We start from the raw sequence: 26,124 nt of genomic DNA, 5'->3' as shown, positions 1-26,124 counted from the left end.
TTTTAATTGTATTGCTTTTGGTAATATGTTTTATAAGCTCCGCTTGTTACGTTGTGTAACCAATTTTCGTTACATAAATACCATTTAATTGTCTTTTCTAATCCTTCTTCAAAAGTAACAGAGGGTTTCCATCCTAATTCATTTTTAATTTTTGAAGCATCTATTGCATATCTCAAATCATGACCAGGTCTGTCTTTTACATAAGTAATTAGCTTTTCAGAAGCGCCTTCAACTCGGTTTAATTTAGCATCCATTTGCTGACATAACAGCCTAACTAAATCAATATTTTTCCACTCGTTAAAGCCTCCAATATTATACGTTTCCCCTAATTTTCCTTTGTGAAAAACTAAATCTATTGCAATGGCATGGTCTTTAACGTATAGCCAATCTCGCGTATAATTACCATCTCCATAAACAGGTAATGGCTTGTTGTTTATAATATTATTAATGAACAACGGAATGAGCTTTTCGGGAAATTGATTTTGCCCGTAATTATTTGAACAGTTAGTAATTACATACGGTAAACCATAGGTTTCACCATAAGCTCTTACAAAGTGATCTGAACTTGCCTTTGATGCAGAATAAGGCGAATTAGGATCGTATGATGTGGTTTCAGTAAACAGGCCTGTTTCTCCTAAGGTGCCATAAACTTCATCTGTACTTATATGGTAAAATAATTTGTCTTCGAAATTATCACTCCAACATGTTTTGAAGGCATTTAATAGAATCATTGTACCAATAACATTGGTTTTTACAAAAGCCAAAGGGTCTGTAATGGATCTATCTACATGCGACTCTGCAGCAAGATGAATAACACTATCAAATTTGTGAGTGCTAAATAATTCATTTATAAAATTCTCTTCAGTAATATCGCCTTTAATAAATGTATAATTAGGTGCATTTTCTATATCGCTTAAATTCTCTAAATTTCCAGCATAGGTTAATGCATCTAAATTATAAATGTGATATTCTGGGTATTTTTCAACAAATAATCTTACAACGTGAGAACCAATAAAACCAGCACCTCCTGTAATTAATACTTTCTTCATAACCATTTTGATTCTTTAGATAGTCTTTCTTTTATTCCGTGTTGATTAATAAAACCAAGCACATTAAATTCTTTTATTAAATATAGTAACATCAAAATAATAAACACCGTTATGATAGCTGCATTTCGGTTTTCTTTGTAAAAGTTGTCCACTGATATCGCTTCAGAAAAGCCTTTCTGTAGCCTTAAAATAGATTTATTATTTTCAAGTTTTGCTTTTAATGTTGCGATTTCTAATTTGATACTTTTTTGATCTTCAAGCAAATCAAATTCTTTTGTATCTACTTTTTCTTTGGTGTTGTTTAGGTTCACATTTAAGTTCGTCTCAGGCATACCTTTTGAGGTATCAGAAATATTGTAATAACTCTTTAAAATACTAACATATTCATTTTGTAATGTTTCTGATTTCTCCAGCATACTCTGATATGCTACCAATTTGTCATTGATGATGTCGATAGTTTTTAAACGTTCTTCGTTGTAATAAACATTACTTTCAAACATTTTTATAATCGCATTCGATAAATTTGAATTGTAAATGTCTGTTGACTCAGCAAATATTGTGATACTCTGAGCTGGAAAATTTTCATAATCAATTTGAGATTCATAGTCCTCAATACTCATTCTTTTTAATGAGTCTTTGGTATTCATCATCTCATAGTAATCGCGTTCTAATTGGTTTTGATTCATAAAGTCCTTAATTCTAAAGCCTTTAATCTTAGACGCTGTTTTTATTGGAATATTGAGTTCTTTACTTATCGCTAAAGAATCGTTCTTTTTAGCTAATCCGTCTAATCTGCTTATGGTTGTGTATAATAATCTTCCCGTTGTGAAATTCTGACTTACAACCATATTGGATTTATATTCTTTATCAGAATATTTATTCATCAAAAAGAAAAACACAAACACCAGTGCGCATAAAATTCCAATTTTTATAAAATTTCTTTTTAAAACATTAAGAATTATTAAAATTAAAACTCCTAACTTTTCAATTAGTAGTAACAGAAACTTGAATATTTTGACAATAAACTCACCTAGTTTTTTAAAAAGTCTTTCGATTAAAGAGAATAGTTGTCCTAAATCAACTTCTTCAGGTGTATTATTATTATTCTGTATTTCTTTATTCATAATTGGTATTAATTAAATATTTGTTGCAATATTTTTCTTGTTATCAGATAGGTTGGTTTAACTCCCGAAGTCCCTAAACCTCCTGAAGCCAGTGTGCTTCCCGTTTCTAAAGGGTTATCACTAGCATAATAAGCATATCTAACTTTAACGTTTGGATTTATACTTCCTCTAACTCTTGAGGCGGCTTGAATGGCTTTTTGGTAATGTGCACCTTCCATTTCGAGGCCGATAACATTCCATGTCGAATTGTAAAAAAACTTTAATATCTCTTTGTTTTGAAGCGAAGTTCCCAAAACAGTTATCATGGAACCTTCATATACAGAAACTCCTTGTCCTTCTAAATCAGATTTACTTAATTCGTTTTTAAACGGATAATTATCTGCTGTACCTTCAAAAATATGTGCTGAAGGAATCATAATATCGCCTTTACCTCCTTCTAAAATACCTGCTTTACCCATTACAGAAACCGATTCAATATTGAGATGTACTTTTTCACCATCGGTTTTCACAGGTTTAAACAATTCATCAATGGTCTCATAGGCTTGTTCTCCAAACGCGTAATCCATTACAAAAATGACTGGTTTTTCGGTATCATTGAACGCTTTTCCAATGTCAATATCTGTTTTTGAAAAGTCTATCTTATCTGTATCAAATATCTGAACATCAATGTTGGTTCCAGAAGTATCCTCAATGTATATCATTCCATTCTGCAACGCTTCTTTAGTCACTTTATTGCGTAAGCTTTGATTATCTTTTTGGCTTAACGCTTCATAAACCTGAAAAATACTCTTTTTCGCTTTTAAACTTTTCAATGCACTTGGCGCGAAAATAGAATTCATAACGCTATGCATGTTGGCACTTATAACATGAATTGGTCGCTTTAAAAGGTCGTGTTTTTGTAACACCTCTTTAATGTGATCAGACCAAACTTCTCCATGAATATGATGGCCTAGTCGCTCTCTTAAAACTGGACTAAAAGTCACAGTGCGTTTATCGTTATTTATAACTTCTTCAATGGCTAATTTGCCTAGCCAGTATATGATATGTAATAAACGGTCTGGCTTTGAACTCGACGTAAATTGTTTATGTGCTTCGGTAAGTTCATTAAATGTTCTCCCTAAAATATTTGCGGTATGCGTAATTGCTATCTCTCTTTCTTTTTGGGTAAGATTGTCTTTTGAAAGGACTGCTTTTTCCAGCTTAATCCAATCACGAGTTGTAGCTCCGTTTTCATCTATTAAAACACGCTTACTTATTTTATGAGACTCAACAAAAAGAAATGTGAGATGTGTTAAGATGTCGTAAATTTCTGAGCGACCTCTTGTGATTTCAATATTCATCTGTTCATCATCTATTCGATAACAATTGCGACGTCTTTTAGGTGGAATAATTGGCTTAAAATGAGAATTGCCGTAACCTTCATCACTTGTAAGGTTTATAAATCGGCACTCTTCAATCCCTTCTGGAAGACGGTCAATAACGTATAACAAACCTTCTAACTCTGCTTTTTCTTCAGCAATAGATCCATAAATTTCTGGTCTTAAAAGCAATAGTGCTTCGCGAAGCGTCTCACCAGAAACTCCCATAGGCTTATAAAATCCTCGATTAAATAAATGCCTCATGGTAATATACATTCTTTCAATAGCACTTGAACTCTCTTGAGCTCTCGTTCTTTCATGATGTTTTTTCTTACTCATAGTCAATGTTTAGCGAGCAAATATAACATTATTTAGTCAATTTTAGCGTGTATAGAGTGTCTGCAATTTTTCGGTCGTTAGAAAGTCTTGGTAGCTTATTTTGTCCTCCTAACTTTCCTATAGATTTCATATAATCTTGAAATCCGTTTTTTCGGATTACTTTAATTTTTAATGGCTGAAGTACTTTTCCTTTAATTAAATCAAAATAGTAACTGTTTTGTTGTTGTAACGATTTATCTATGTGTTGCGCTAAAGCGGAAAGGTTATCTGGAGCATTTTCAAATTCAATAAACCATTCGTGATAAGGCAAGCCTGATTCTGGATTGATTTGTGGTGCTACTGTAAATTCTGAAACTTGTATGTTTGAACCCTCTGTAGCTTCTTGAAGTGCTTGTTCTACTTCCTTTCCTATAACATGCTCACCAAAAGCTGAAATAAAATGTTTTATACGACCTGAAACAATAATACGATATGGTTTTACACTTGTAAACTGAATGGTATCTCCAATATTGTAAGCCCAAAGTCCAGCATTGGTTGAAATAATCATCACATAATTGACATCAATTTCAACATCTTTAATCGTTAAACGTGTTGGATTTTCATTAAAAAATTCATCTGCTTTAACAAATTCATAGAATATTCCTGAATTTAACTGAAGTAACATTCCTTTTTCATCTTGCTGATCTTGATAAGCAAAAAAACCTTCGCTTGCAGGATACAATTCAATGCTATCCACTTTCCTTCCTATGAGGTTTTCAAACTTTGCGCGATACGGTTCGTAATTTACACCTCCAAAAATAAACAGGTTAAAGTTTTTAAAAACCTCTCCTATTTTTTGTCCAGTTCGTTCTTGAATTTTCTCAAAATACATTTGTACCCAAGATGGAATGCCAGAAATAATGGTCATATTTTCAGGTAAAGTTTCGTCTACTATGGCTTCAACTTTAGTTTCCCAGTCCTCAATACAATTGGTTTCCCATGAAGGCATTCTGTTTTTTTGAAGATATTTTGGCACGTAATGCGCTACAATTCCAGACAGTCGACCAAGCTGAATTCCATTTTGTTCTTTTAAAACCGGACTTCCTTGTAAGAAAATCATTTTGCCATTAACAAATTTACTCTTGCCTGTTTCAGCAATGTACATAAGAATCGCATTTCTGGCTGCTTCAACATGCGTTGGCATGCTTTCTTTTGTAATGGGAATGTATTTAGCTCCAGAAGTTGTGCCTGAGGTTTTTGCAAAATAAATTGGCTTCCCTTTCCATAACACGTTTTCTTCTCCAGCAACGACACGCTCTACATAAGGTTTTAAAGCTTCATAATCTCTTATAGGAACTTGTTTTGCAAAGTCTTCATAAGATGAAATATCATTGAATTTATGGTCTTTTCCAAACTGTGTGTTTGAGGCCTCTTTGATTAGCTTTTGAAATACGGTTTCTTGAGTTTCTATAGGATTATTAACCCAATTTAAAACTGATTTTCTGACGCGTTTAGCAAAAGGAATCGCCAATAAGGATTTTATAGATTGCATTACTTAAAATCGATAAAGTTAGTTGGATTAACAGGATAGCCTTTATTCCAAAGTTCAAAATGTAAATGTGGTCCAGTTGTTAGCTCACCTGTATTTCCTGCTAAAGCAATCACTTCGCCTGCTTTGACCAGATCGCCTTGTTGCTTTGTAAGTGACGCGTTGTGCTTATAAACAGAAATTAAATCGTTGCTGTGTTCTATAATTGCTACATGACCTGTTTGTGCAGTCCATTCTGCAAAAATAACAGTACCATCTGCGGTTGCTTTTACTGGTGTGTCTTTTGCAACCACAACATCTACAGCATAATGCTTTTCTTTAACATTGTAAGCTTCTGAAATGGTTCCGTTAACTGGAGGAAATAACACAAAATTTGTATTAGATAATCCCGATTCAAAAACGTTATACTTATCTTCTTTATCAACGAGATCTCTTAAAAGGGAATCTTCTTTTGTTGGTGTTAGATTTAATTGTCCAGCATCAATACTAGCTGCATCAATTATAGAGTCTCTGTTAAATTCTACAGTTCCAACATCGCCAGTTAATACTCGCTTAATGGAAGCATAGTATTGTTCATTTAAATTGATAACCTGTTGTAGTGAATCTGTTTTATAGTTAAGTTCTGTTGCTTTCTTTTTCAAAGCTGTTGAAGAGTAACCAGGAATAAATTCCTTTAAGGAGGTAAATGCAATTAAAAAAATAGTACCAGCAACTAATAAAATTGTTGAAATGGACGCAATAACAAAAACGTTTAACCGTGTTAACTTAATAGCAAAACGTTCTTCAAAAGTGTCTTCATTTAAAACGACTAAGCGATACTTATGAAGTAACTTTTTAGCGATTCTTTTTTCTTTCCGTTTTTTTGTCATTGCTCAACAAAATTAAATAAAATTTACGCTACACGGACAACCCTTATCTTAAAGTTTGCTTTAAAACGTTTATTCTGAAGTTTAATTATTAAATTTGCAATTCAAAATTAATCATTATGATAACATCAAGCATATTTTTAGCTTTTGGAGCATGGCAAATTGTTTTAATAGTTGTTGTGGTATTACTAATGTTTGGCGGAAAGAAAATCCCTGAACTTATGAGAGGTCTTGGAAGTGGTATTAAAGAATTTAAAGATGCCAGTAAAGATGAAGATAAACCTGCAACAAAAGATAAAAACGAATAAGATTTTATAACCAATAAAAAAGCCAATATTTTAAAATATTGGCTTTTTTATTACTTGATTGTAATGGATTTAATAATCGCTTCCAGTTCAAACATATAATCTCGTTTTTCAACTGAAGGCGCAAACACATAACCTTCAACAATTACCATTCTGTTATTTACTTTGTCTTCAATAGCATAATTGATAAAAGGTCCAGACATAAAGGCATTTTTAACATCCCAAAGTCCTTTGGTTTCAAAAGCAGGTTTATTATCTATAATTGTTTTAGAAATAAAAGGTGTATACTTATTTTCTGTGGCCATATACGACCCTTCAAGAGGCCCTTCTATGTGAATTTTACCAACTGAATCTCTTACTCTTACAACGTCAACTACTGTGCTGTCTCCTTTTCGTATTGCAGACATTGGAACTTCATATATCATCAAATCAACTGTTCCTGTTTCAATATCTCGTCGTAACCAGAAGAAACCATCTTCGTTTTTAGCAATTCTGTAGGCTGTTGGGAATTTTAAGGATAAGCCTAATTCCTCTTGAATAGCTTTATCATTAAATAGCGACTTGCGAATTCTTCGTTGTTTTTCTTTGAGTTCTTCCTTTTTAAACGCATCAATGATTTTTGCTGAATTGCTTGTGATTTGATCAATAATTTCAGCATTTGTTTGTCCTGAAATTACAACAACTGTTTGAGGTTTCGCAAACTCATCAGCAAGAATTGAGGTGTTGGCAGGCTTTCCTTTTTCAATTTTTAAAACCGTTCTATTCTTAGTAGCAAAGCCTGTAAAAACTGAAGGAGGCATTTGTCTTAATCGAAATTGAGGTTCTTCGACCGACAAACCTTCGACAGGAGCTGCTAATGTATCTCTAATAACTTCTCCTACATTGTTTTCCCAAAGTAAATTGTCTACTACTACAGTAATGTCATTTAAACTTCCTCCTGAAGATTTAGGAACTATGCGTTTAGCGTTTTCGTCATTACAACCATAAAATAGCGATATCGCTATTATTAATCCGAGTATTTTTTTCATTAAAATTATAGTTTTACTTAGTTAGACACAATAAGCGTCATTCCAATTTTTAGCTTGTTACTGCTAATATCGTTCCAATCTTTAATATTCTGAACAGAAACACCTGGAAATTTTTGAGAGATACTCCATAAGGAATCTCCTCTTTCAACTTTATAAGTTGATTTACCGTTTGTATTTATTGTTTTCTTTACTGGAGTTGTGCTTGCTGTTTTTGTGGTTATTACAGGTTTTCTGGGATAAATTGTTAGTCGTTGTCCAATCCTAAGGTTATTACTACGCAAACCATTCCATTGTTTTATCTGACTAACGCGAACACCATACTTACGCGCTATTTTTCCTAAAAAATCTCCTGAACGCACACGATATCTGACTTTTGAATCTGAATCAAAAAATTGCGGTAATGGTTTTTCTCGCTTGTTAAATTCATGTTCAGCAAACGCATAAATCTGTGCTTCATTAGTTACAAATTTGCCAACAACATTACGTGGTAATCTCAACGTATAATTTTCACCTTTTATAAATGGAATAATGTCTAACTTATATGAAGGATTTAAAAACTGAAGTTGTTCAATTGGAACCTCAAGTAATTCAGAGACCTGATCTAAAGTAATCATTTTTTTCACATGAATCGTATCCGTTTCAACATAGTGATACTTTGGTCGCTCTTTTTTAAAACCATGTTCCTCAGCATATTCAAAAATATACATGGTTGCTAAAAATGCTGGTAAATATCCAGCTGTTTCACGTGGTAAGTATGGTCTAATATTCCAATAATTCTCATAACCACCTGATCGTCTGATTGCTTTACTAACATTTCCTGGTCCAGAATTGTAAGCTGCTAATGCTAAATCCCAATCGCCAAAAATACCATATAATCGAGCTAAATATTTACTGGCAGCAACTGTAGATTTAATAGGGTCGCTGCGTTCGTCAACATAACTACTTACATTTAACCCGTATTCTTTTCCTGTTCCAAACATAAATTGCCATAAGCCTGTTGCTCCAACTCTGGACTTCGCTCTTGGTTTTAATGCAGACTCAACAATTGCAAGATATTTTACTTCTAAAGGGATATCATAATTATCTAAAGACTCTTCAAACAATGGAAAATAATAATCACTTAAAGACATTAAGCGTTCTATGGATTGTCTTCGGTTTTTTAAATAGGATTTTATAACACTCTCCAGGGAAGGATTGTACTCAATATTAAAAGGTGTTCGAGCGTTGAGCTCTTGAAGTCTTGCTTTTAAGGTGTCTGTTGGTAGTTCAGGATAATCGACAGGTTCATATTTTAATTCTGAAACGGTCTTGTAAATTGTGTCAAAAAGGGTGTTACTATAAAGTTCTTCCAGCCATTTTTGATCTATTTCTGATGCATGTTGATGGTCTTCTAAGTTTCTTAATGCTAAAGAGTCTAGCTCTGCTTTAATTTCAGCAGTTATTACTTTATTACCATCTATAAGCGAATCAACACTTTTTTTGCTTTGCTGTTTAGCTACAGAATCTATGGGTTGCTTAATTTTTTCAGGCTTAGGAATACTATCTTGACCAAAACCAAAGATACAACACAATAAGATGCCAGATGTTAGGGTTTTAAGCTTTAGGTTCATTGGTAGATGATTTAATTATCTAAACGATAGGTCAGCTAAAATCGTATTTTTTTGGCTAAAATGAAAGTTTAACAAGACAATTAACAAGGCTTGTAAGATTCTTCCGAAACACACGCAAGCAAGTAAAATAATTCTAGTCTAGAATAGCAGCAATTCCAGGCAGTGTTTTTCCTTCAAGACTTTCAAGCATTGCGCCTCCTCCAGTACTTACGTAACTCACTTTATTTTCGAATCCAAATTGTTTTACGGCAGCTACAGAATCACCACCACCTACAAGAGAAAAAGCTCCATTTTTTGTAGCTTCGGCAATAGCGTTCCCTAAAGCAATGGTTCCATTCGCGAATTTTTCCATTTCAAAAACACCAAGTGGTCCATTCCACAATATAGTTTTACACTGCATGACTACATTGTGAAAATTCTCTTCAGATTTTGGCCCAGAATCTAAACCTTGCCAGCCATTTGGAATTTTAGTTACATCCGTAATTTGAGTATCGGCATCATTACTAAAAGCATTAGCCGCAATGACATCAACTGGTAAATGGATTTGCACATTTTTAGCTTTAGCTTGTTTCAGAATATCTAGTGCAAGTTCCATTTTATCATCCTCGCAAATAGAGTCTCCAATAGAGCCTCCTTGCGCTTTAATAAACGTAAAAGTCATTCCGCCTCCAATAATTAAATGGTCAACTTTATCTAAAATGTTTTCAATAATGGTGATTTTTGAAGATACTTTTGCGCCTCCAAGTACAGCTAAAACAGGCTTTTCTCCTGTTTCCATGACTTTTTTAATACTCTCTATTTCTTGAGCTAATAAATGCCCGAAACATTTATGTTCTGGAAAAAACTGAGCAATAATAGTTGTTGATGCATGTGCTCTATGGGCTGTTCCAAAGGCATCATTCACATAAATATCACCTAACTTTGATAAAGCTTCAGCAAAATCAACATCACCTGCAGTTTCTTCAGAATGGAAACGTAAGTTTTCCAGCAATAAGATTTCACCTGGTTTTAAATTTTTGGCAGCTTCCTCTGCTTTAGAGCCAACACAATCCTCAACAAATTTGACTTCAACACCTAAGATATCTTCAACCTTATATATAATATGGCGTAATGAAAATTCATCCTGAACACCTTTAGGTCTTCCTAAATGTGACATTAAAACACAACTTCCTCCATCTTCAAGTATTTTAATAATAGTTGGTTTCGCAGATACAATTCGTGTAGCATCGGTAACTTCAAACTCGTCATTTAAAGGTACATTAAAGTCAACTCGAATTAATGCTTTTTTATTATCAAAATTAAAATCGTTTATAGTTTTCATAAGTCAGTTTTTAGAGAATTATTTCGCAAATGTAACCAATAAAACAAAGTGATAAAAGTTGTTTTTTACGAAAACGTTTCCATGAATTAATAGTTTAAAAAAAGTATCTTTGCCACATGTTATTTTCAGAAATTTTAGGACAAGAACATATAAAAAACCACCTTACTAAAAGTGCAGATCGTGGTCGTGTTCCGCATGCGCAATTGTTTGTTGGTCCTGAGGGCTCTGGAACGCTTCCCATGGCTATAGCTTATGCGCAATACTTACTATGTAAAAATACTGAAGGAGAAAATACCAATGGTAACGATGCTTGTAATACTAAGTTTAAAAACCTGTCGCATCCAGATTTACATTTTGCATTTCCTGTTGCTACTAATGATAAGATAAAAAGTCATCCTGTGTCTAATCATTTTATGGAAGAATGGAGACAACTCATTGAAAGACAACCCTATGGTAATTTATTTGATTGGTATCGAATTTTAGGTATCGATAACAAACAAGGTCAAATAGGTGTTGACGAAGCTCAGGATATTGTTAAGGCTTTGTCTTTAAAATCTTATGAAGGAGGTTATAAAGTGATGTTGATTTGGATGGCTGAAAAACTAAATATTCCTGCTTCAAATAAATTATTGAAACTTATTGAAGAACCACCTAACAAAACTATTTTTATTCTTATTGCTGAAGATGAAGAACAAATCATTAATACGATTAAATCCAGATGTCAGTTATTACATTTTCCACCTTTAGCAGAGGATGTCATTAAAAACTCATTGATTAAAAATTATCAAATTCCGGAAGCTGATGCAACTAAAATTGCCCATCAAGCCAATGGAAATTATAATAAAGCTTGTGATTTAGTATACAGCGACAGTGAAGACACCCAGTTTGAAGACTGGTTTGTCTTTTGGATTCGATCTGCATTTAAGGCTAAAGGAAATAAAAGTGCCATTCACGATTTAATTTCATGGAGTGAAACCATTGCCAAGACTGGTCGTGAAACTCAAAAGCAGTTTTTAAACTTTTGTCTTGATTTTTTCAGACAAGCGTTATTATTAAATTACAATGCGGAAAGCTTGGTTTTTATGGAGCCGAAGACCTCATTTAAACTTAAAAATTTTGCACCATATGTGCACGGAAACAACATCATGGATATTTCAAATGAGCTTCAAGATGCTATTTACCATATTGAGCGCAATGGAAATTCAAAAATCATTCTAACTGATTTATCTATAAAACTAACGCGTTTATTACACCAAAAAGCCGATTGACTTGCAACCGGCTTTTAATATATTTATTGAATAAGTACTTACTCTTTTTTTGAATCCGTATTTAGCGCATCAATAATTGTTTGTGTAAGGTCATTTGACTCTTCGCCATACATAACACTACCTGCATCATTTGCTCCGAGAATATAATCATATCCATTTCTTTTGCCGTAATCTTTAACAAATGTTCTTACTTCTTTGATAAGCGTATCTATTTTTGTTTGACCTTCTTCTTGAAGCGTTTGTTCTTCAGCTTTTAGCTGATAATCTTGCATTTGCTTTTTTTGAAGTAATGTCTGATATTCTGTTTCGGCATCTTTTTGAGACATTTTTGCGGCTTTGGTCTGGAATAATTGCGCCTCCATTTGAATGGCTTTATCTAAACTGTCTGCTTTTTTATTAAACGCTGTCACTTTAACTTGAAATTTCTTTTCGAAATCTATTTTCTTTTGATATTCATTTACAACTTTAGCGTTATCGATATATGCTATTTTTTGTGGCTCTTGACAAGAGGTTAAAACAAGTACCAGCGTAAGTACTCCTAATATTTTTTTCATTTTAAGTTATTTTAATTTTTGCAAATGTATGAAAGTGGATGAATTAAATTTTGAAAATCTATAACTATAAATAATATATATGGTTTTTAAAAAAAGCATTAATTATAGTTATAAAAAACCAATACTTTAAATCTAATCTAAATTCATTTCACCAAAAAACCATAGGAAGAGATATGTACAACACAAAAACACTCTTAAATGGCTTAAAAAACGTTTTTAGTACTTTTTAATGATGTAAATCAGAGAAGAGAACTCACCTGAGCGCTTTGCCTTAAAATTAGACCACCATCCAATGCAAATTGCCTTGATAGGATTCATAGATCCATTTTTATACTTTTCTGAAAGTAATGATACATAATAAGCATCAAATACCATTGGAACTGTTTTTAAGACTTCCATTCCATTTTGCTGCATTAATTTGGATATAGCATTTTGAGAAAAATGCCATAAGTGCCTTGGAACATCAAAAGCTGCCCAATAACTTTTATAAAACTTAGCATCATAACTTTTATAGTTAGGAACCGCAATAATTAACCGACCATTAGGCTTTAATAATGATTCTAAAACAGCAATATGATTTTCTAATTTTGGAAGATGTTCCAGAACATGCCAAAGCGTTATCACATCAAAGCTGTGTTTTCTAAATTTCAATAATTGCTCAATATCAAAAACCGAATGATTTGTTTTTTGATTAGCGATTTTTCTCGCATTTACATTTGGTTCTACTCCTGAAATATCCCAATGATTCTCTTTTGCAATTTTTAAAAAATCTCCTGTTCCACATCCAACATCTAAAAGCTTTTTTTCATCTGATGCCAATGAATTTATAAGTTTTAGTTTTCGTTTTAAAGCGATGTTTTTGACCGCATGGTAAACTTTTTCAAACCAATTTCGTTTTGCATCTGTATGAGAAATATAATCTTCACTTTGATAATATTTCGGCAATTGGGCTTCTGAAGGCTGCGGAAAAGTCTCCAGCATTTCTGACTCATCATTATAGATCAATTGAAATTCCTCTCCTGAAACAGAGTGATCTTTTACCGTTAAATATGCAGAATTATTTTTCATTGAAATAGACTCTTCTCATAAACACTTCAACTGTGTGCAGTATATCATTTTTGAATATTTAAAAGACATCTTGTTAATGTTCCACGTGAAACATCTTCGTAATTATCGACCTAAATAAACTAATAATACAGAAATATCAGCAGGTGATACACCTGAAATTCTTGACGCTTGAGAAATGGTTACAGGTTGAATTTTTGATAGTTTTTGTTTTGCTTCAGTGCTCATGGATTTCAATTTTTCATAATCAAAATTCTTAGGAATTTTAACATCCTCTAAGCGATTTAACTTATCTGCATTGTTCTTTTCCTTAGCAATATAACCAGAATACTTGATTTGAATTTCTGTCTGTTCAATCACTTCACGATCTAAGCTGTGTTGTTGAATATAAGTTTCTACAGCTTCAAACTGACGCATATCATCAATAGTGATGTTTGGTCTGGCAAACAATTTAAACATCTTATCAGATTGCTTTACTTGAGCAGAATTTTTAGCTTCTAAAACAGGATTTGCATCTTCTGGTTTAACACTTGTATCTCTAAAAAAATTGACAAAATTTTCAGAATGTTTTTGCTTTTCTTCCATGCGTCTAAGACGTAATTCACTTGCTAAACCTAAATCATATCCCTTAGGTGTTAATCTAAAATCGGCATTATCCTGACGCAACAATGTTCTATATTCAGCTCTTGATGTAAACATACGATAAGGCTCTTCTGTGCCTTTTGTAATTAAATCGTCGACCAAAACGCCTATATAAGCCTCGTTACGCTTTAAGATAAACTCTTCTTTTTCCTGAACTTTTAATGCTGCGTTTATACCAGCCATTAAACCTTGTGAAGCTGCTTCTTCATATCCTGTAGTTCCGTTAATTTGACCTGCAAAAAACAAACCATCAACCAACTTGGTTTCTAAAGTATGCTTTAATTGTGTAGGTGGAAAATAATCATACTCAATAGCATAACCAGGTCTGAAAAACTTAACATTTTCAAATCCTGCAACAGATTTCAAAGCCTTGTACTGAACATCTTCCGGTAGAGACGTTGAAAATCCATTCACATATACTTCTACAGTATTCCAGCCTTCTGGTTCTATGAACAACTGATGACGGTCTTTATCTGCAAAACGGTTAATTTTATCTTCAATTGACGGACAATACCTTGGTCCTGTACTTTTAATTCTACCATTAAACATAGGCGACCTTTCAAAACCCTCGCGCAATAAATCATGAACTTCCGGACTTGTATATGTCATATGACATGAGCGCTGTTCTTTTAGAGGTCTGATGTGTTCTAAGTAAGAAAATTTTTCGGGTTGTTCATCTCCTGGCTGTTCAATCATTTTTGAATAATCTAAAGAACGACCATCAACTCTTGGAGGTGTTCCCGTTTTCATTCTTCCTGATTCAAAACCTAATGCAATTAACTCTTCAGTAATTCCGGTTGCAGCTCGTTCTCCTGCTCTTCCTCCTCCGAAATTTTTATCACCAATATGAATTAGTCCATTTAAAAAAGTACCATTAGTAAGGACTACTGTTTTTGCTTTAATTTCTAATCCTAGAGATGTTTTAACACCAACTATTTTATGGTTTTTCACTATTAAGCCAGACACCATTTCTTGGTAAAAATCAAGATTATGCGTTTGTTCTAACAGCAACCTCCAATCTTCTGCAAAACGCATACGATCGCTTTGTACTCTCGGACTCCACATTGCTGGTCCTTTAGATTTATTCAGCATTTTAAACTGTATTGCTGATGTGTCACTTACAATACCACTATAACCACCCAAAGCATCTATCTCTCTTACAATTTGTCCTTTGGCAATTCCTCCCATTGCAGGATTACAAGACATCTGTGCAATGTTTTGTAAATTCATAGTGATGAGTAATGTTTTGCTTCCCATATTGGCTGCTGAAGCCGCAGCTTCACTTCCTGCATGACCAGCACCAACTACTATAACATCATATACGTCGTTGAACATAATTTTCAATAGTGTTCCACGTGGAACATTTTAATCCCTTACATAGGGAATTTATTTTAAAATAAAATTATTTTTTATATCATTCGTAAAACAAAAAATACTTTTCTTTAGAATGAACTCTCTGCTTCCGCAGAAATAAAGTTTGCAAATATACGTCGAAATCTTAATATACTAAGACCACTGGCTAATGTAGAAATCCTCTTTAGAACGCATCAGTTCTTGATCGTGTTCTGACTTGTCTTTATAGCCACAATAGTGGAGAACACCATGCACCATTACCCTTCTGATTTCATCTTTAAAATGTACTTCAAAATCTTTAGCATTTTCTTTGACACGATCTATAGAAATATAAATATCTCCATGTAGCTCTTTTCCTACCGAATAATCAAAGCTTATAATATCTGTAAAGGTATCATGGTTTAGATACTTAATATTAATATCTAGTAAATAGTCATCATCACAGAAGATGTAGTTTATCTCACCTTCATTACAATTTTCAGAAGTTATAACTTTAGAAATCCATGATGAATATTCCTGTTCATATGGTAACTCAAAATTTGTTTCGTAATTAAAGCTGATCATTAGTTTTCTTAAAATACTCTTGAACTTTCTTTTTGTAAACGTCCTGCAAAGGTAATGCTTGCCTATTTAAAATTTCAGTAGTATTGAAATATTCTTTAGCTGTTGGTAATTTATTATTTGTGGTATTCTTAAATGAAGTATTATCTGTTTCAGACTTACGCTTATGATCTTCACCTTGCATAAATGTCGCATTTTCCATTTTCAACAACTGATGTTGTAAGTCCATCATTTTTTGAAGTGTTTGGTTTGTGAAGCCTTTATTGATTAAGTCCAACTCAACTTCTTCCATATCTTTTAATAGTTTTTCACCCTGACCTTGCTTACCTTGTTCACCTAATTTATTCTCTAATGCCTGACGCAGCTGTTGCTGTTGCTGATATATACGATACAACTCACCATTTAAATCTTCGTTACTTCCTTCACCTTCACCTTGAGAGTTTCCGTTTTCTCCACCTTCACCTTCTTTACCTTGCTTTCCCTCTTTTCCTTTTTTAGACTTCTCACTTTCGCCTTCCTTTTCTCCTTCTCCTTCTTTCTCACCTTCTCCTTCCTTAGGTTTTCCTTGCTGGCTTTTTTTCATGCCATCTTTCATTTGTTCATTGAGTTGTTCCTGACTCATGATGATGTCTGGCAGCTGCATATCTCCTCCTCCTTGTCCCATGGAAGGGTTCATTTGAGCATTCATATTATCGAGAATATCACTCAAAAAGTTCGCCAGCTCATTGGTAGCTGTAATTGTGTACTGTTGGGCTGCAACTCCTTGATACAAACGATTTTCAGATAATTGTCCGAGGGATTTATCAATATTAAAAAATACTTCTGTGATTTGTTTATTAACTTGTTCTGAAATTTTAGGTTGTCTTAATGACAAGGCAAACAAGCTATCGTCAACATGCTCAAAATGTTCTCTTAAATTACTCTGCTTTCTTAAAAACTTTCCATATTCATTATGGTTAATTTCAATGCTTTTAAATTGATCCATTAGATTTTCCTGATCAAAAGAAAACAATACCAAATTGTCTAAAACCTGTCTTAGCATTGTTGCATCTTCCTGCATTTGATTGCCTCCTCCCATTTGCATCATCTGAGCCATCTGACCACTCATTTCCTTCATTTTTTTTGCGGCTTGCTTTTGTTTCTTTTTGGCTTTTTGTTGTGAGTCTTGAGGTTGACTGTCCTGTTGTTCACCTTGCTCTTGCTTTTCACCTTGTTCACCCTTTTCGCCAGCCTCTTTCTTATCTTTAGCTTCTTTCTCCTTTTGTTCTAAAGCATCTGTGGCCTCTTGCTGATCCTGTTTTATAGATTCTTCAGTAGGCTTATCCTGAGGAAGTTCCATAGGCTTTTTAAGCTCCTTGTTTTCTTTTTGAAGCGCATCCATCTCCTTTTGAAAGTCTTCAAACTTTTTATTTAACTTTTCTTGCTCTTCTTTTGTATTGTTTTCTTCACTTTCTTCAGAAAGTTTTTCTTGTTCTTCAGCTAATTGTTCTAATTCCTGCTGAAGTTTTTCAGCTTTTTTAGCTACATAATAGCGTTTGGTCAGTTCCAGAAGTTGTTTTAAACTGCGCTCTTTGTTTTTATTTTGTTTAGCTAATTCTTCAAGTTTTTGAGAGAGTTCTTCCTTTTGGATTTTCTCTTGCATTTTTTCAAGCTCCTCTAACAACTTTTCATCTTGTTTAAGTTGTTCTTCGTTTTCTTCAAGACGTTGTTTTAAATCTTCTTTAAACTGGTCTTTTTCTTCATTTTCATTTTGAAACTCCTCAAGGTTGTCTTTCAACTTTTTGTTGAAATTTTGCATGAGTTGTTCTTGCTCTTTCTGTCGCTTTAAGAAATTTTCAAACTTCTTTTTATCATTAAAATTGAGCTCCTCTTTTTCCTTTTGGGTTTTAGAAAACTCTTCAAGTTGCTTGTCTTGTTCTTTGAGCTTATCAAATGTTTTTCCTATGTCTTTAATGGTTTCATTTTGCTCCTGAAGTTGCTTTTCCTCTTCTTCTTCTTTCGTTAATTTTCTATAATTATAAACGGTACTCTTGGTGCTTTTATAATTATGAAGGGCGTCATTATCAAAAACCTGAAAGTAAAACTCATAATCAATGCCATCTGTTAAGTTCAGCTGATTTGGGAACGCACTGACAAACTCATCAAAATTTGATTTAGCGACTGGTATAGGCTCAAAAGATTTTTCGTTAGGATTTGTGGAAGGGTAATACACCAGCTGCAATTTACTAAGTCCGTAATCATCACTAACCTGACCAAAGAAATAAAGGGTTTGATTGTCTAAAGAATCCTTTTCCATCTTTAAATTAAGTTCAGGGTAGCTGTCCTTAATAACGTTTAAAGAAAAGGCAAGGTTTTCATAATCTTTTAAGTTTTTATTACTTGTACTAATGCTGTAATCTGTATTGTTAAAAATTTGCTTAGATGCTTCAAATTTACCTTGATTGAGGTTGTCAAAATTAATGGTGTCTTTTGCATAAAGCGCAACTTCGTCTGTAGATCGTGTAGACACCTTCCATGTCACATTTGTGCCTTCAGGAATGGTTGAACTGCCTGTACTTTTTAAAACCTCATCTTTCTTTTGAGTATAAGCAGGATAATCCAACACCATTTCAAAATTCACTAAAGTTGGTACTTTAGTTACATTGATACTATACTCTTTTGAACGGACTTCATTAGCTGATAAATTAAAGCTTAATGCATCTTTTAATTGAGGAAACAGGTATTCGAATTGACCTGGAGCAGATTGTTGTAAAAAATAAGATTGTCCGTTATAATGAATTTGAGCATTTTCCGGAACCACTTCACCAGCTGTATTTACAAAGAGTTTAAATTCTTTGTTTTCAATAGCATTCATGTCTTCATTAACAACAAAAAACTGAAAAGGTGCTGGTGGCTCATATGCTGTCTTGTAATTCACAACACGTTCATAACTATCACTAAACCAATTAATTTTACCTGTAAAATAAGATATCAATAAAATAGCAATCGGAATTGCTGCGTATTTTAGGTATTTCGTGTTCTTTTTAAAATTAATGGCTAATTTGAAAGGAATCGGACTTAATTCAGATGATTTTTGTTCGATACTTGCTTCCAAAAGTTCAGATTGCGTTTTGTTGTGCTTCAATTGAAGTACATTGAGTAGCTTATCACTTACTTCTGGAAAATGATTACCTATAATAAAGGACGCTTCTTCATGGTCAATTCCTTTTTGAAGCTTAAATAATTTAGCCAGAGGAAAAACAATAAATTTAGCAAATAAGGCTAATTCAACAGCTATAAACACCCAAAACAAAATAGTTCTTGCCGTAGGATTTAACCATAAGACATACTCAACTAATAATGTCACAATTAAATACAGAAAGCCAATGGCAAAAAATAAAATAGCGCCTTTAACTAATTCATTAGTATAGTATCGTCTAATGAATTGCTCTAATTTAGATTGTATGGTTTTGAAATTATTCAACATTAACTATTTAACTCACTAAACTACAATTTTATTTTAACCTGCAAATGCCTAAATTTGGTAAGATTCTGTTAATTTCGAGGAGTTGCGTTAAAATAAAGACAAACTCGTAATATTATTTTTATGAAAGATCTTAAATATCTCACTGCATTCTCGATTCCTGCAGTTGCCTTTATTGGACTATTTTTAAAAGGAAATTTTGTGTTTCTAACACCTGTTTATGCATTTGTAATGATTCCTTTACTTGAGCTTATTTTTCCTGTAAGTACCGATAACTTATCTACGGAAGACGTCGAAGACAAACTAAAAAAAACTGTTTTTGACTGGATGCTGTATCTTAATCTACCTGTTGTTTACGGATTAGTATTCTTTGGAATATATCAGGCATCGATAACAACCGTTGAAACTTATGAACTTGTCGGAATGATTCTGTCTGTTGGTATCGTTTTAGGTGTTAATGGTATCAATGTAGCACATGAACTCGGTCACAGGCAAACCACAAATGAGCGTTTTATTGGAAAGGCATTACTTTTACCTGCGCAATACATGCATTTTTATATTGAACATAATTTTGGTCACCATTTGCATGCTGCAACACCTGAAGATCCAGCTACAGCCAGATATAATCAAAGTGTGTATTCATTCTGGTTTACGTCCATTTTTCGCCAATATGTGAACGCATGGAAAATTCAAAAAAAACTATTAAAAAACAGCAAAAAAGGATTTCTTTCTTTAAAAAATGACATGCTTTGGTTTCTTTTATTCCAAATTAGCTATCTATTAGCCATTTTAGTTGTTTTCGGCACGATTGGATTACTTTTCGCTTTTTCATCTGCAATTGTTGGAATTTTACTCCTGGAATCTGTAAATTATATTGAACATTATGGTTTAGTAAGATTAAAAACCAAGTCTGGTCGATATGAACGCGTAAAAGAAATGCATTCCTGGAATTCTAATCATGTTATAGGAAGAATTGTGCTTTACGAATTAACACGACATAGTGATCATCATTTTAAATCCTCAAAAAAATATCAGATTTTAGATTGCCATGATGAGAGTCCGCAAATGCCATTTGGGTATCCAACCTCAATGGTTTTGGCTATGATTCCACCATTATGGTTTCGCATTATGAATAAACGGATACCAAAGGAAATGATTTTATGTTGAGATAAACGTTCAAACCATTTCGTCTTTGTCCTATTTTCTTTGTTCTTTCCTTAACTCTATTCTATCTTTGCACCTTCAAAACAAAAACCATGACCACAGACGTTCGCGTGCGATTTGCACCAAGCCCAACAGGACCCTTACATATTGGAGGTGTTAGAACAGCACTTTTCAACTATTTATTCGCAAAAAAACATAATGGAACCTTCGTGCTTCGTATAGAAGATACTGATCAAACCCGCTATATTGAAGGTGCTGAAGATTATATCGTTGAGTCTTTAGATTGGTGCAATATACCATTTGACGAAGGACCGAATAGAAATGAAAAATTTGGACCATATAGACAAAGCGAACGTAAACACTTGTATAAAAAATATGCGGACGAACTTATTGAAAAAGGGCATGCCTACTATGCTTTTGATACTTCTGAAACTCTTGATTTCCACAGAAAAGATCATGAAGCTAAAGGAAAGACCTTTATCTACAATTGGCACAACCGATTAAAATTGAGTAATTCTTTGTCACTTTCTAAAGACGAAGTAAACGCTAAATTAGAAGCTGGTGACGATTATGTAATTCGGTTTAAATCACCTCAGGATGAAACATTGCACCTTACAGATATTATTCGTGGTGATATCAAAATAGACACTAATATTCTTGATGACAAAGTACTGTTTAAAAGTGATGGGATGCCAACCTATCACTTGGCAAATATTGTAGATGACCATTTAATGGAAATTTCTCATGTAATTCGTGGTGAAGAATGGTTACCATCTTTAGCATTACACTTTCAGTTATATGCCGCTTTTGGTTGGGAAGCACCTCAATTTGCGCATTTACCTTTAATATTAAAACCCACAGGAAAAGGGAAGTTAAGCAAGCGTGATGGAGATAAATTAGGCTTTCCTGTATTTCCTTTAGAATGGAAAGACCCTAAAACAGGAGATATTTCAAGAGGTTACAAAGAAGATGGGTATTTTCCTGAAGCCATGGTTAATTTCTTATCCTTTTTGGGCTGGAATCCAGGAACAGAGCAAGAAATTTTCAGCTTAGAAGAACTTGTTAATGCTTTCGACTTAGAGCGTGTTAATAAAGCTGGAGCACGATTTGATCCTGATAAAATTAAATGGTTTAACCATCACTACATGCAAGAGCAAGACAATTATAGTTTGGCAAAACAATTTAAGTCAATTGTTGATGATAAGTTAAATGTCATTCAGGGCAAAACCGAAGAATCTAATAATAAAATTGTCACGTCGCAAGCTCCTCACAATGACATCGATGTTAATTTTGTTGAAATGGTAGTTGCTTTAATTAAGGAACGTACCACATTTGTTAGCGATTTTTGGGAACTGAGTGGTTTTTTCTTCGTTGCTCCATCTAAGTATGATGAAAAAGCACTTAAAAAAGCTTTAAAAGATGACACTGCTGAGATTTTAACTAAGGTTAAAGAGCTTGTTGATGGCGTTGAGGATTTTACAGTGAAAAACCTTCAGGATGCTGTTAAAAATTGGATAACCTCCAACGAAATTGGTTTTGGAAAAGTAATGATGCCTTTACGTTTAGCACTTGTTGGAGCATTACAAGGTCCTGATGTCTTTGATATTATTTATATGATTGGAAAGGCGGAAACCATTTCACGTATTGATAATTTGATTGCTAAAGCTTAAATAGTGTTGTTCAGAGTTATAACGAAGAGTCTATTTTTATTATGAGATTCTTCAGTCATACCGCCTTCTGAATGACAACAAAGCATTTAAACATATTTAAAACGTAATCATTAAAGCAACAGCCAACATTGTTTGATTGCCTTCAAACTTTTTAGAAGTAGGTGTGGTAATTAAGTCTTCGTCGTTAAGTTTTCTAAATATATTAGTAAACCCATAACTATACGTCGCTCTTAACTTAAAACTCCCTATTCCTGCTGATGCGCCTACTACTCCATTGACATTAAAAGGAGAGATATCACTTATGTCTTCTGCTAGTAGAGTATCGTAACCATTAATTAAAAATCCTTCTTGATTACTGCTTTTAAGATCTAATTGACCATTATACTGTAATTGTGGTCCAACATCCAAAGTGATATGATTACCAAGTAGTTTCACGTGGAGCATAAATGCCAATTGTACTGCCATTAGGTCATATTCTAATTGTTCAACTTGAAGAGGGTTTGTTAACGAACGACCTTCAATTTCAATAGAATTTTGCGACAATTGTAAGCCGTAACTCACTGTAAACCATTTCTGAGGAATATCAACAGTTGCAATCATGCCGCCTAGAAAACCTGAACCGCTTTTAGTTTTAAAATTATCGGTTGTAATATCGTATTGGGTAAGACCTCCTACAAGTCCTATTCCATTTTTAATGGTATATCGCTTATGCTGCGCTGAAGATATTGTCATAAAAGCAACACAAAACACTGCTAATAGTATAAACTGTTTTTTTTGCATCTTTAAAGTATGTGATTTGAACAAATATAACTTAATTTAGTAACTCATTATTTTCTTAACCATTTAAAAAACTGTCATGGGTTCATTCGTTTTTATTCCAATTCTATTTTTCGGCTTAATTATTTTAATTTCGTCTTTCTTCGTTGTTAAACAACAAACCGCAGCAATTGTTGAGCGTTTTGGTAAATTTCATAGCATTAAACAGTCTGGTCTTAAGCTTAAAATCCCTTTAGTTGATAAAATTGCAGGCAGACTAAGCCTTAAAATTCAACAATTAGACGTCATCATTGAAACAAAAACTTTAGATGATGTATTTGTACGATTAAAAGTATCTGTTCAGTATCGCGTTATTAAAAGTAAGGTCTATGATGCTTTTTATCAATTGGATTATCCTCATGACCAAATTACCTCTTATGTTTTTGATGTGGTTCGTGCAGAAGTGCCAAAAATGAAGCTGGATGATGTCTTTGTTAAAAAGGATGATATTGCATTAGCGGTTAAAGCAGAGCTTAATGACGCTATGCTTGAATATGGATTTGATATTATTAAAACCTTGGTCACAGATATCGATCCTGATGCTCAGGTGAAATCAGCAATGAATAGAATTAATGCGGCTGACAGAGAAAAAACTGCTGCGCAATACGAAGGTGATGCCGCTCGTATTTTAATTGTTGAAAAAGCCAAAGCGGAAGCCGAAAGCAAACGTCTACAAGGACAAGGTATTGCTGACCAGCGACGTGAGATTGCTCGTGGTTTAGAAGAGTCTGTTGATGTATTAAACCGTGTTGGAATTAACAGTCAAGAAGCATCAGCTTTAATTGTAGTGACACAACATTATGATACGCTACAAGCTATTGGTAGTGAAACCAATAGTAATTTAATTTTGTTACCTAATTCACCTCAAGCTGGAAGTCAGATGTTAAATGATATGGTTGCTAGCTTTACGGCAAGTAATCAAATTGGTGAAGCCATGAAAAACGCAAAAAAGAAAAGCGATGAATAATTGAATTTGTGATTGATAACATTTAAGCTTTTTAATGTTTTTCTTTGTATTTGTTAATCATTTCTTTTAAACTGTTTAAATAATTTTGAAGTTCTTTCTCTGTAGAATCGGCATTATAAGGCTTAGGTAGTGTGCTTCTGGTTTCATCCAGATATTTTTGAAGTTCTGGATGATTCTCCTGTATATCTCGTGTAACTTCAGATATTTCGGTAAGAATTTTACTTGTATTTTCCATTGTGTTGTGTAGTTTTATCAAATTAAAGTACATAAAAAAAGACCTAATGCAAAGCAATTATTAGGTTTTAACGTTGCTTTCACATTTTAAAAGGGTGTCTCTCGTCCCAGTCTCTTACTGGATTAGCATATTTTACAGCCAATTTTAAAACCGTATTAGCAATGATATTATTGGTGTGTTTTAAATAAATGTGCATGTTATAAGGTTTAGCACCAATTGAACTCTTAATTTCCATGGCTGTTCTTGCAAAAACAACGTGCTTGAATTGATGTTGAATGCCGAAAAAAGCCATATCAAATAACATGTTTAAATACATTTGATACTGGTGTTGCAAATCGTGATTATATCCTAAAAAGTAAGTTTCAAGTGTCTCGTGATTTTTAATTAAAGAATAAAATCCTATGAGTTGTTCTTCTAAGAAATAACCAAAAATTTTAAAGTTATCTTTAAGTTCTTTTTTAAGTTGATAAAAATGATGTTGATGTAATTTAAATGAATTTACTCCTGCGTTATCAGACACATTTTCGTAGAGTGTATAAATTGTATCTGAAAGTTGATGAACATCTTCTAATTTAAGTTCTCTACATTCAATATTCTGACTTTTTTTACGAGCAGTTTTAAAACGTCTTTTATACTTTTTATTAAAGTCAGCAACATATTTTTCTGGTGAAGACCAATGAGGTTTTATCTCTAAAATCATGTTGGGTTGTGCTTGAGCTTTGTATAGTTTTTGTTTTTTGAAAAAGTCTTTATTTAGATTAAAAGAATCATTTTCAAAATAATCTTTAAAAGCTACAATTCTTATTTTTTTATCAAACTGAAGTTTGATACTCTGCGATAATTCTTCAAGACCCAAAGAAACTACATTTAAAAACGCCTTTTGAGGAAGTGCTTCAGAATTAAAATACATACCATGTTGACCAGTATGCATAAGGTTTCCAACAATTAAAGCATTGCCTTTAACAATTTTTGAAATGAGAGCTTTTCCACAGCGCTTAAAAAACTGATTAGAAGTTTTTCTAAAGACATCATTTATATACATTTCGACACGTTGAATGATAGCAATACCAACTAAAACTTCCGAAGAGAAAACACCTAAAAAACAGGTTGAAATATTAGATGGACTAGACAATTCTAAGGCTTTTAAAAAAGGGGTTTTTAAAAATAGGTCTTGCACTGGAAGTGTGTCCCAAGATTCAGGTAAGTCTGTTGCAGAATAATATAATTTAAAGTGTATCAATATGATAAAATAAAAAGACTGAAAACTCAAGTTATCAGCCTTTAAAAGTTCTAGAATGTTGTAAAATTAAACCCAACCACAAACAATAGCTCCCATAATTGTTATAGCTACTGTCCAGAATAATCCGTTTATGAGAATATATTTCCAGCTTTTACGTTCAAACAAGGCATTGATAGCAATAACAGGAACGAACATAAATATTCCAGCCATAGCACCATGTAACGCACCATGTTTATAGGTTCTGAAAGCATTTCCATAGTCTGCCATAAAGGCTTCATAAGATGGTTCTGCGATAGATGGGTCACCTCCTACCATGCCAATCGCTCCAAATTGGTGAATGGTAAGCATCTGAACAAAAAAAGCAAGTATAAAAGAGAGCATTAGCGATACTATGAAAGTAACAGGTACATTTCCTCTTTTCATTTTTTCTTCGGTCATTTCTGCTTCTCTTGCCCAAAGAATTCCGAATGTTTTAGGGTTATACCAAAAAAATCCAAGAATTATTGGTACGATTGCAGCAACTAAAATTGCTAAAAAATTAAATTCCATGATGTGTGTTGATTATAGTTAGTGCAATAAATATAGTTAAAATCAAGAA

Annotated in this window: 22 protein-coding genes; 5 read left to right on the top strand and 17 right to left on the bottom strand. The window is 33.2% G+C overall.

Features of this window, described 5'->3' with window-relative positions:
* Positions 1–2: 2 nt before the first annotated feature.
* From rfbB to ACRHNM_RS01825, 5 genes are read right to left on the bottom strand one after another with little or no spacing between them, the layout of a single operon-like run.
* On the bottom strand, positions 3–1,049 hold the full coding sequence (rfbB, locus tag ACRHNM_RS01845; protein ID WP_431133065.1) for a dTDP-glucose 4,6-dehydratase: 1,047 nt from the start codon (positions 1,047–1,049) through the stop codon (positions 3–5).
* Entirely contained in the window at positions 1,046–2,173 is a 1,128-nt protein-coding gene (locus ACRHNM_RS01840; protein ID WP_431133063.1) for a hypothetical protein, read from the bottom strand. Before ACRHNM_RS01840 ends, rfbB begins: the two co-directional genes overlap by 4 nt.
* Before the next feature lie 8 nt (positions 2,174–2,181).
* On the bottom strand, positions 2,182–3,870 hold the full coding sequence (locus ACRHNM_RS01835; RefSeq protein WP_431133061.1) for a DUF6909 family protein: 1,689 nt from the start codon (positions 3,868–3,870) through the stop codon (positions 2,182–2,184).
* Between the two features lie 28 nt (positions 3,871–3,898).
* Entirely contained in the window at positions 3,899–5,401 is a 1,503-nt protein-coding gene (locus tag ACRHNM_RS01830) for a GH3 auxin-responsive promoter family protein (protein WP_431133059.1), read from the bottom strand.
* Complete coding sequence (locus ACRHNM_RS01825) at positions 5,401–6,267, bottom strand: M23 family metallopeptidase (RefSeq protein ID WP_431133058.1); 867 nt, start codon at positions 6,265–6,267, stop codon at positions 5,401–5,403. The genes ACRHNM_RS01830 and ACRHNM_RS01825 overlap by 1 nt, the downstream gene beginning before the upstream one ends.
* Positions 6,268–6,383: 116 nt before the next feature.
* Here ACRHNM_RS01825 and ACRHNM_RS01820 point away from each other — a divergent pair, with 116 nt between their 5' ends.
* Complete coding sequence (locus tag ACRHNM_RS01820) at positions 6,384–6,572, top strand: twin-arginine translocase TatA/TatE family subunit (protein ID WP_431133056.1); 189 nt, start codon at positions 6,384–6,386, stop codon at positions 6,570–6,572.
* A 50-nt stretch (positions 6,573–6,622) separates the two neighbouring features.
* Here the strand turns inward: ACRHNM_RS01820 and ACRHNM_RS01815 are convergent, their stop codons facing one another.
* From ACRHNM_RS01815 to ACRHNM_RS01805, 3 genes are all read right to left on the bottom strand, one after another.
* Positions 6,623–7,597 carry a DUF4837 family protein gene (locus tag ACRHNM_RS01815; RefSeq protein WP_431133054.1) on the bottom strand — a complete coding sequence of 325 codons (975 nt, stop codon included), beginning with the start codon at positions 7,595–7,597 and terminating at the stop codon, positions 6,623–6,625.
* Between the two features lie 17 nt (positions 7,598–7,614).
* A complete protein-coding gene (locus ACRHNM_RS01810) occupies positions 7,615–9,207 on the bottom strand; it encodes a LysM peptidoglycan-binding domain-containing protein (RefSeq protein WP_431133052.1) in 1,593 nt (530 codons plus the stop codon).
* Positions 9,208–9,340: 133 nt separating this feature from the next.
* On the bottom strand, positions 9,341–10,528 hold the full coding sequence (locus ACRHNM_RS01805; RefSeq protein WP_431133050.1) for a phosphoglycerate kinase: 1,188 nt from the start codon (positions 10,526–10,528) through the stop codon (positions 9,341–9,343).
* A 116-nt stretch (positions 10,529–10,644) separates the two neighbouring features.
* Between ACRHNM_RS01805 and ACRHNM_RS01800 the strand changes: the two genes are divergently transcribed.
* Positions 10,645–11,796 (top strand): ATP-binding protein, encoded by a 1,152-nt coding sequence (locus ACRHNM_RS01800; RefSeq protein WP_431133048.1) that lies wholly within the window; start codon positions 10,645–10,647, stop codon positions 11,794–11,796.
* 38 nt (positions 11,797–11,834) lie between these two features.
* Here the strand turns inward: ACRHNM_RS01800 and ACRHNM_RS01795 are convergent, their stop codons facing one another.
* The 5 genes from ACRHNM_RS01795 to ACRHNM_RS01775 form a co-directional block, all read right to left on the bottom strand.
* Entirely contained in the window at positions 11,835–12,350 is a 516-nt protein-coding gene (locus ACRHNM_RS01795; RefSeq protein ID WP_431133046.1) for an OmpH family outer membrane protein, read from the bottom strand.
* 216 nt (positions 12,351–12,566) lie between these two features.
* Entirely contained in the window at positions 12,567–13,418 is an 852-nt protein-coding gene (locus tag ACRHNM_RS01790; protein WP_431133044.1) for a class I SAM-dependent methyltransferase, read from the bottom strand.
* Positions 13,419–13,520: 102 nt separating this feature from the next.
* Positions 13,521–15,392 carry a tRNA uridine-5-carboxymethylaminomethyl(34) synthesis enzyme MnmG gene (gene mnmG, locus ACRHNM_RS01785; protein ID WP_431133042.1) on the bottom strand — a complete coding sequence of 624 codons (1,872 nt, stop codon included), beginning with the start codon at positions 15,390–15,392 and terminating at the stop codon, positions 13,521–13,523.
* A 171-nt stretch (positions 15,393–15,563) separates the two neighbouring features.
* A complete protein-coding gene (gene ybeY, locus ACRHNM_RS01780; RefSeq protein ID WP_431133040.1) occupies positions 15,564–15,974 on the bottom strand; it encodes an rRNA maturation RNase YbeY in 411 nt (136 codons plus the stop codon).
* On the bottom strand, positions 15,961–19,437 hold the full coding sequence (locus ACRHNM_RS01775; RefSeq protein WP_431133038.1) for an ATP-binding protein: 3,477 nt from the start codon (positions 19,435–19,437) through the stop codon (positions 15,961–15,963). The genes ybeY and ACRHNM_RS01775 overlap by 14 nt, the downstream gene beginning before the upstream one ends.
* A 120-nt stretch (positions 19,438–19,557) precedes the next feature.
* Between ACRHNM_RS01775 and ACRHNM_RS01770 the strand changes: the two genes are divergently transcribed.
* Both ACRHNM_RS01770 and gltX read left to right on the top strand, forming a co-directional pair.
* Positions 19,558–20,601: an alkane 1-monooxygenase gene (locus tag ACRHNM_RS01770; RefSeq protein ID WP_431133036.1), complete on the top strand. Its 1,044-nt coding sequence runs from the start codon at positions 19,558–19,560 to the stop codon at positions 20,599–20,601.
* 89 nt (positions 20,602–20,690) lie between these two features.
* The gene (gltX, locus tag ACRHNM_RS01765; protein WP_431133034.1) at positions 20,691–22,268 is read left to right on the top strand and encodes a glutamate--tRNA ligase; all 1,578 of its coding nucleotides are present in this window, start codon (positions 20,691–20,693) and stop codon (positions 22,266–22,268) included.
* 96 nt (positions 22,269–22,364) lie between these two features.
* Here the strand turns inward: gltX and ACRHNM_RS01760 are convergent, their stop codons facing one another.
* Positions 22,365–23,048 carry an outer membrane beta-barrel protein gene (locus tag ACRHNM_RS01760; RefSeq protein WP_431133032.1) on the bottom strand — a complete coding sequence of 228 codons (684 nt, stop codon included), beginning with the start codon at positions 23,046–23,048 and terminating at the stop codon, positions 22,365–22,367.
* 76 nt (positions 23,049–23,124) lie between these two features.
* On the opposite strand from ACRHNM_RS01760, the gene ACRHNM_RS01755 reads away from it, so the two are divergent.
* Entirely contained in the window at positions 23,125–24,051 is a 927-nt protein-coding gene (locus ACRHNM_RS01755) for an SPFH domain-containing protein (RefSeq protein ID WP_431133030.1), read from the top strand.
* A gap of 31 nt (positions 24,052–24,082) precedes the next feature.
* Here ACRHNM_RS01755 and ACRHNM_RS01750 read toward each other — a convergent pair whose 3' ends face one another.
* The 3 genes from ACRHNM_RS01750 to ACRHNM_RS01740 all read right to left on the bottom strand — a co-directional run bounded on the left by ACRHNM_RS01750 (position 24,083) and on the right by ACRHNM_RS01740 (position 26,075).
* Positions 24,083–24,286, bottom strand: coding sequence for a hypothetical protein (locus ACRHNM_RS01750; RefSeq protein ID WP_431133028.1), 204 nt, complete (start codon positions 24,284–24,286; stop codon positions 24,083–24,085).
* A 79-nt stretch (positions 24,287–24,365) separates the two neighbouring features.
* The gene (locus ACRHNM_RS01745) at positions 24,366–25,526 is read right to left on the bottom strand and encodes a GNAT family N-acetyltransferase (protein ID WP_431133026.1); all 1,161 of its coding nucleotides are present in this window, start codon (positions 25,524–25,526) and stop codon (positions 24,366–24,368) included.
* Between the two features lie 66 nt (positions 25,527–25,592).
* Complete coding sequence (locus ACRHNM_RS01740) at positions 25,593–26,075, bottom strand: DUF1761 domain-containing protein (RefSeq protein ID WP_431133024.1); 483 nt, start codon at positions 26,073–26,075, stop codon at positions 25,593–25,595.
* Between the last annotated feature and the right edge of the window lie 49 nt (positions 26,076–26,124).

The organism is Psychroserpens mesophilus (genome assembly GCF_050617655.1).
Lineage (GTDB): Bacteria > Bacteroidota > Bacteroidia > Flavobacteriales > Flavobacteriaceae > Psychroserpens > Psychroserpens mesophilus_A.
Note: the sequence above shows the minus strand (reverse complement) of the source record. Positions and strands in the feature narration are given on the sequence as shown.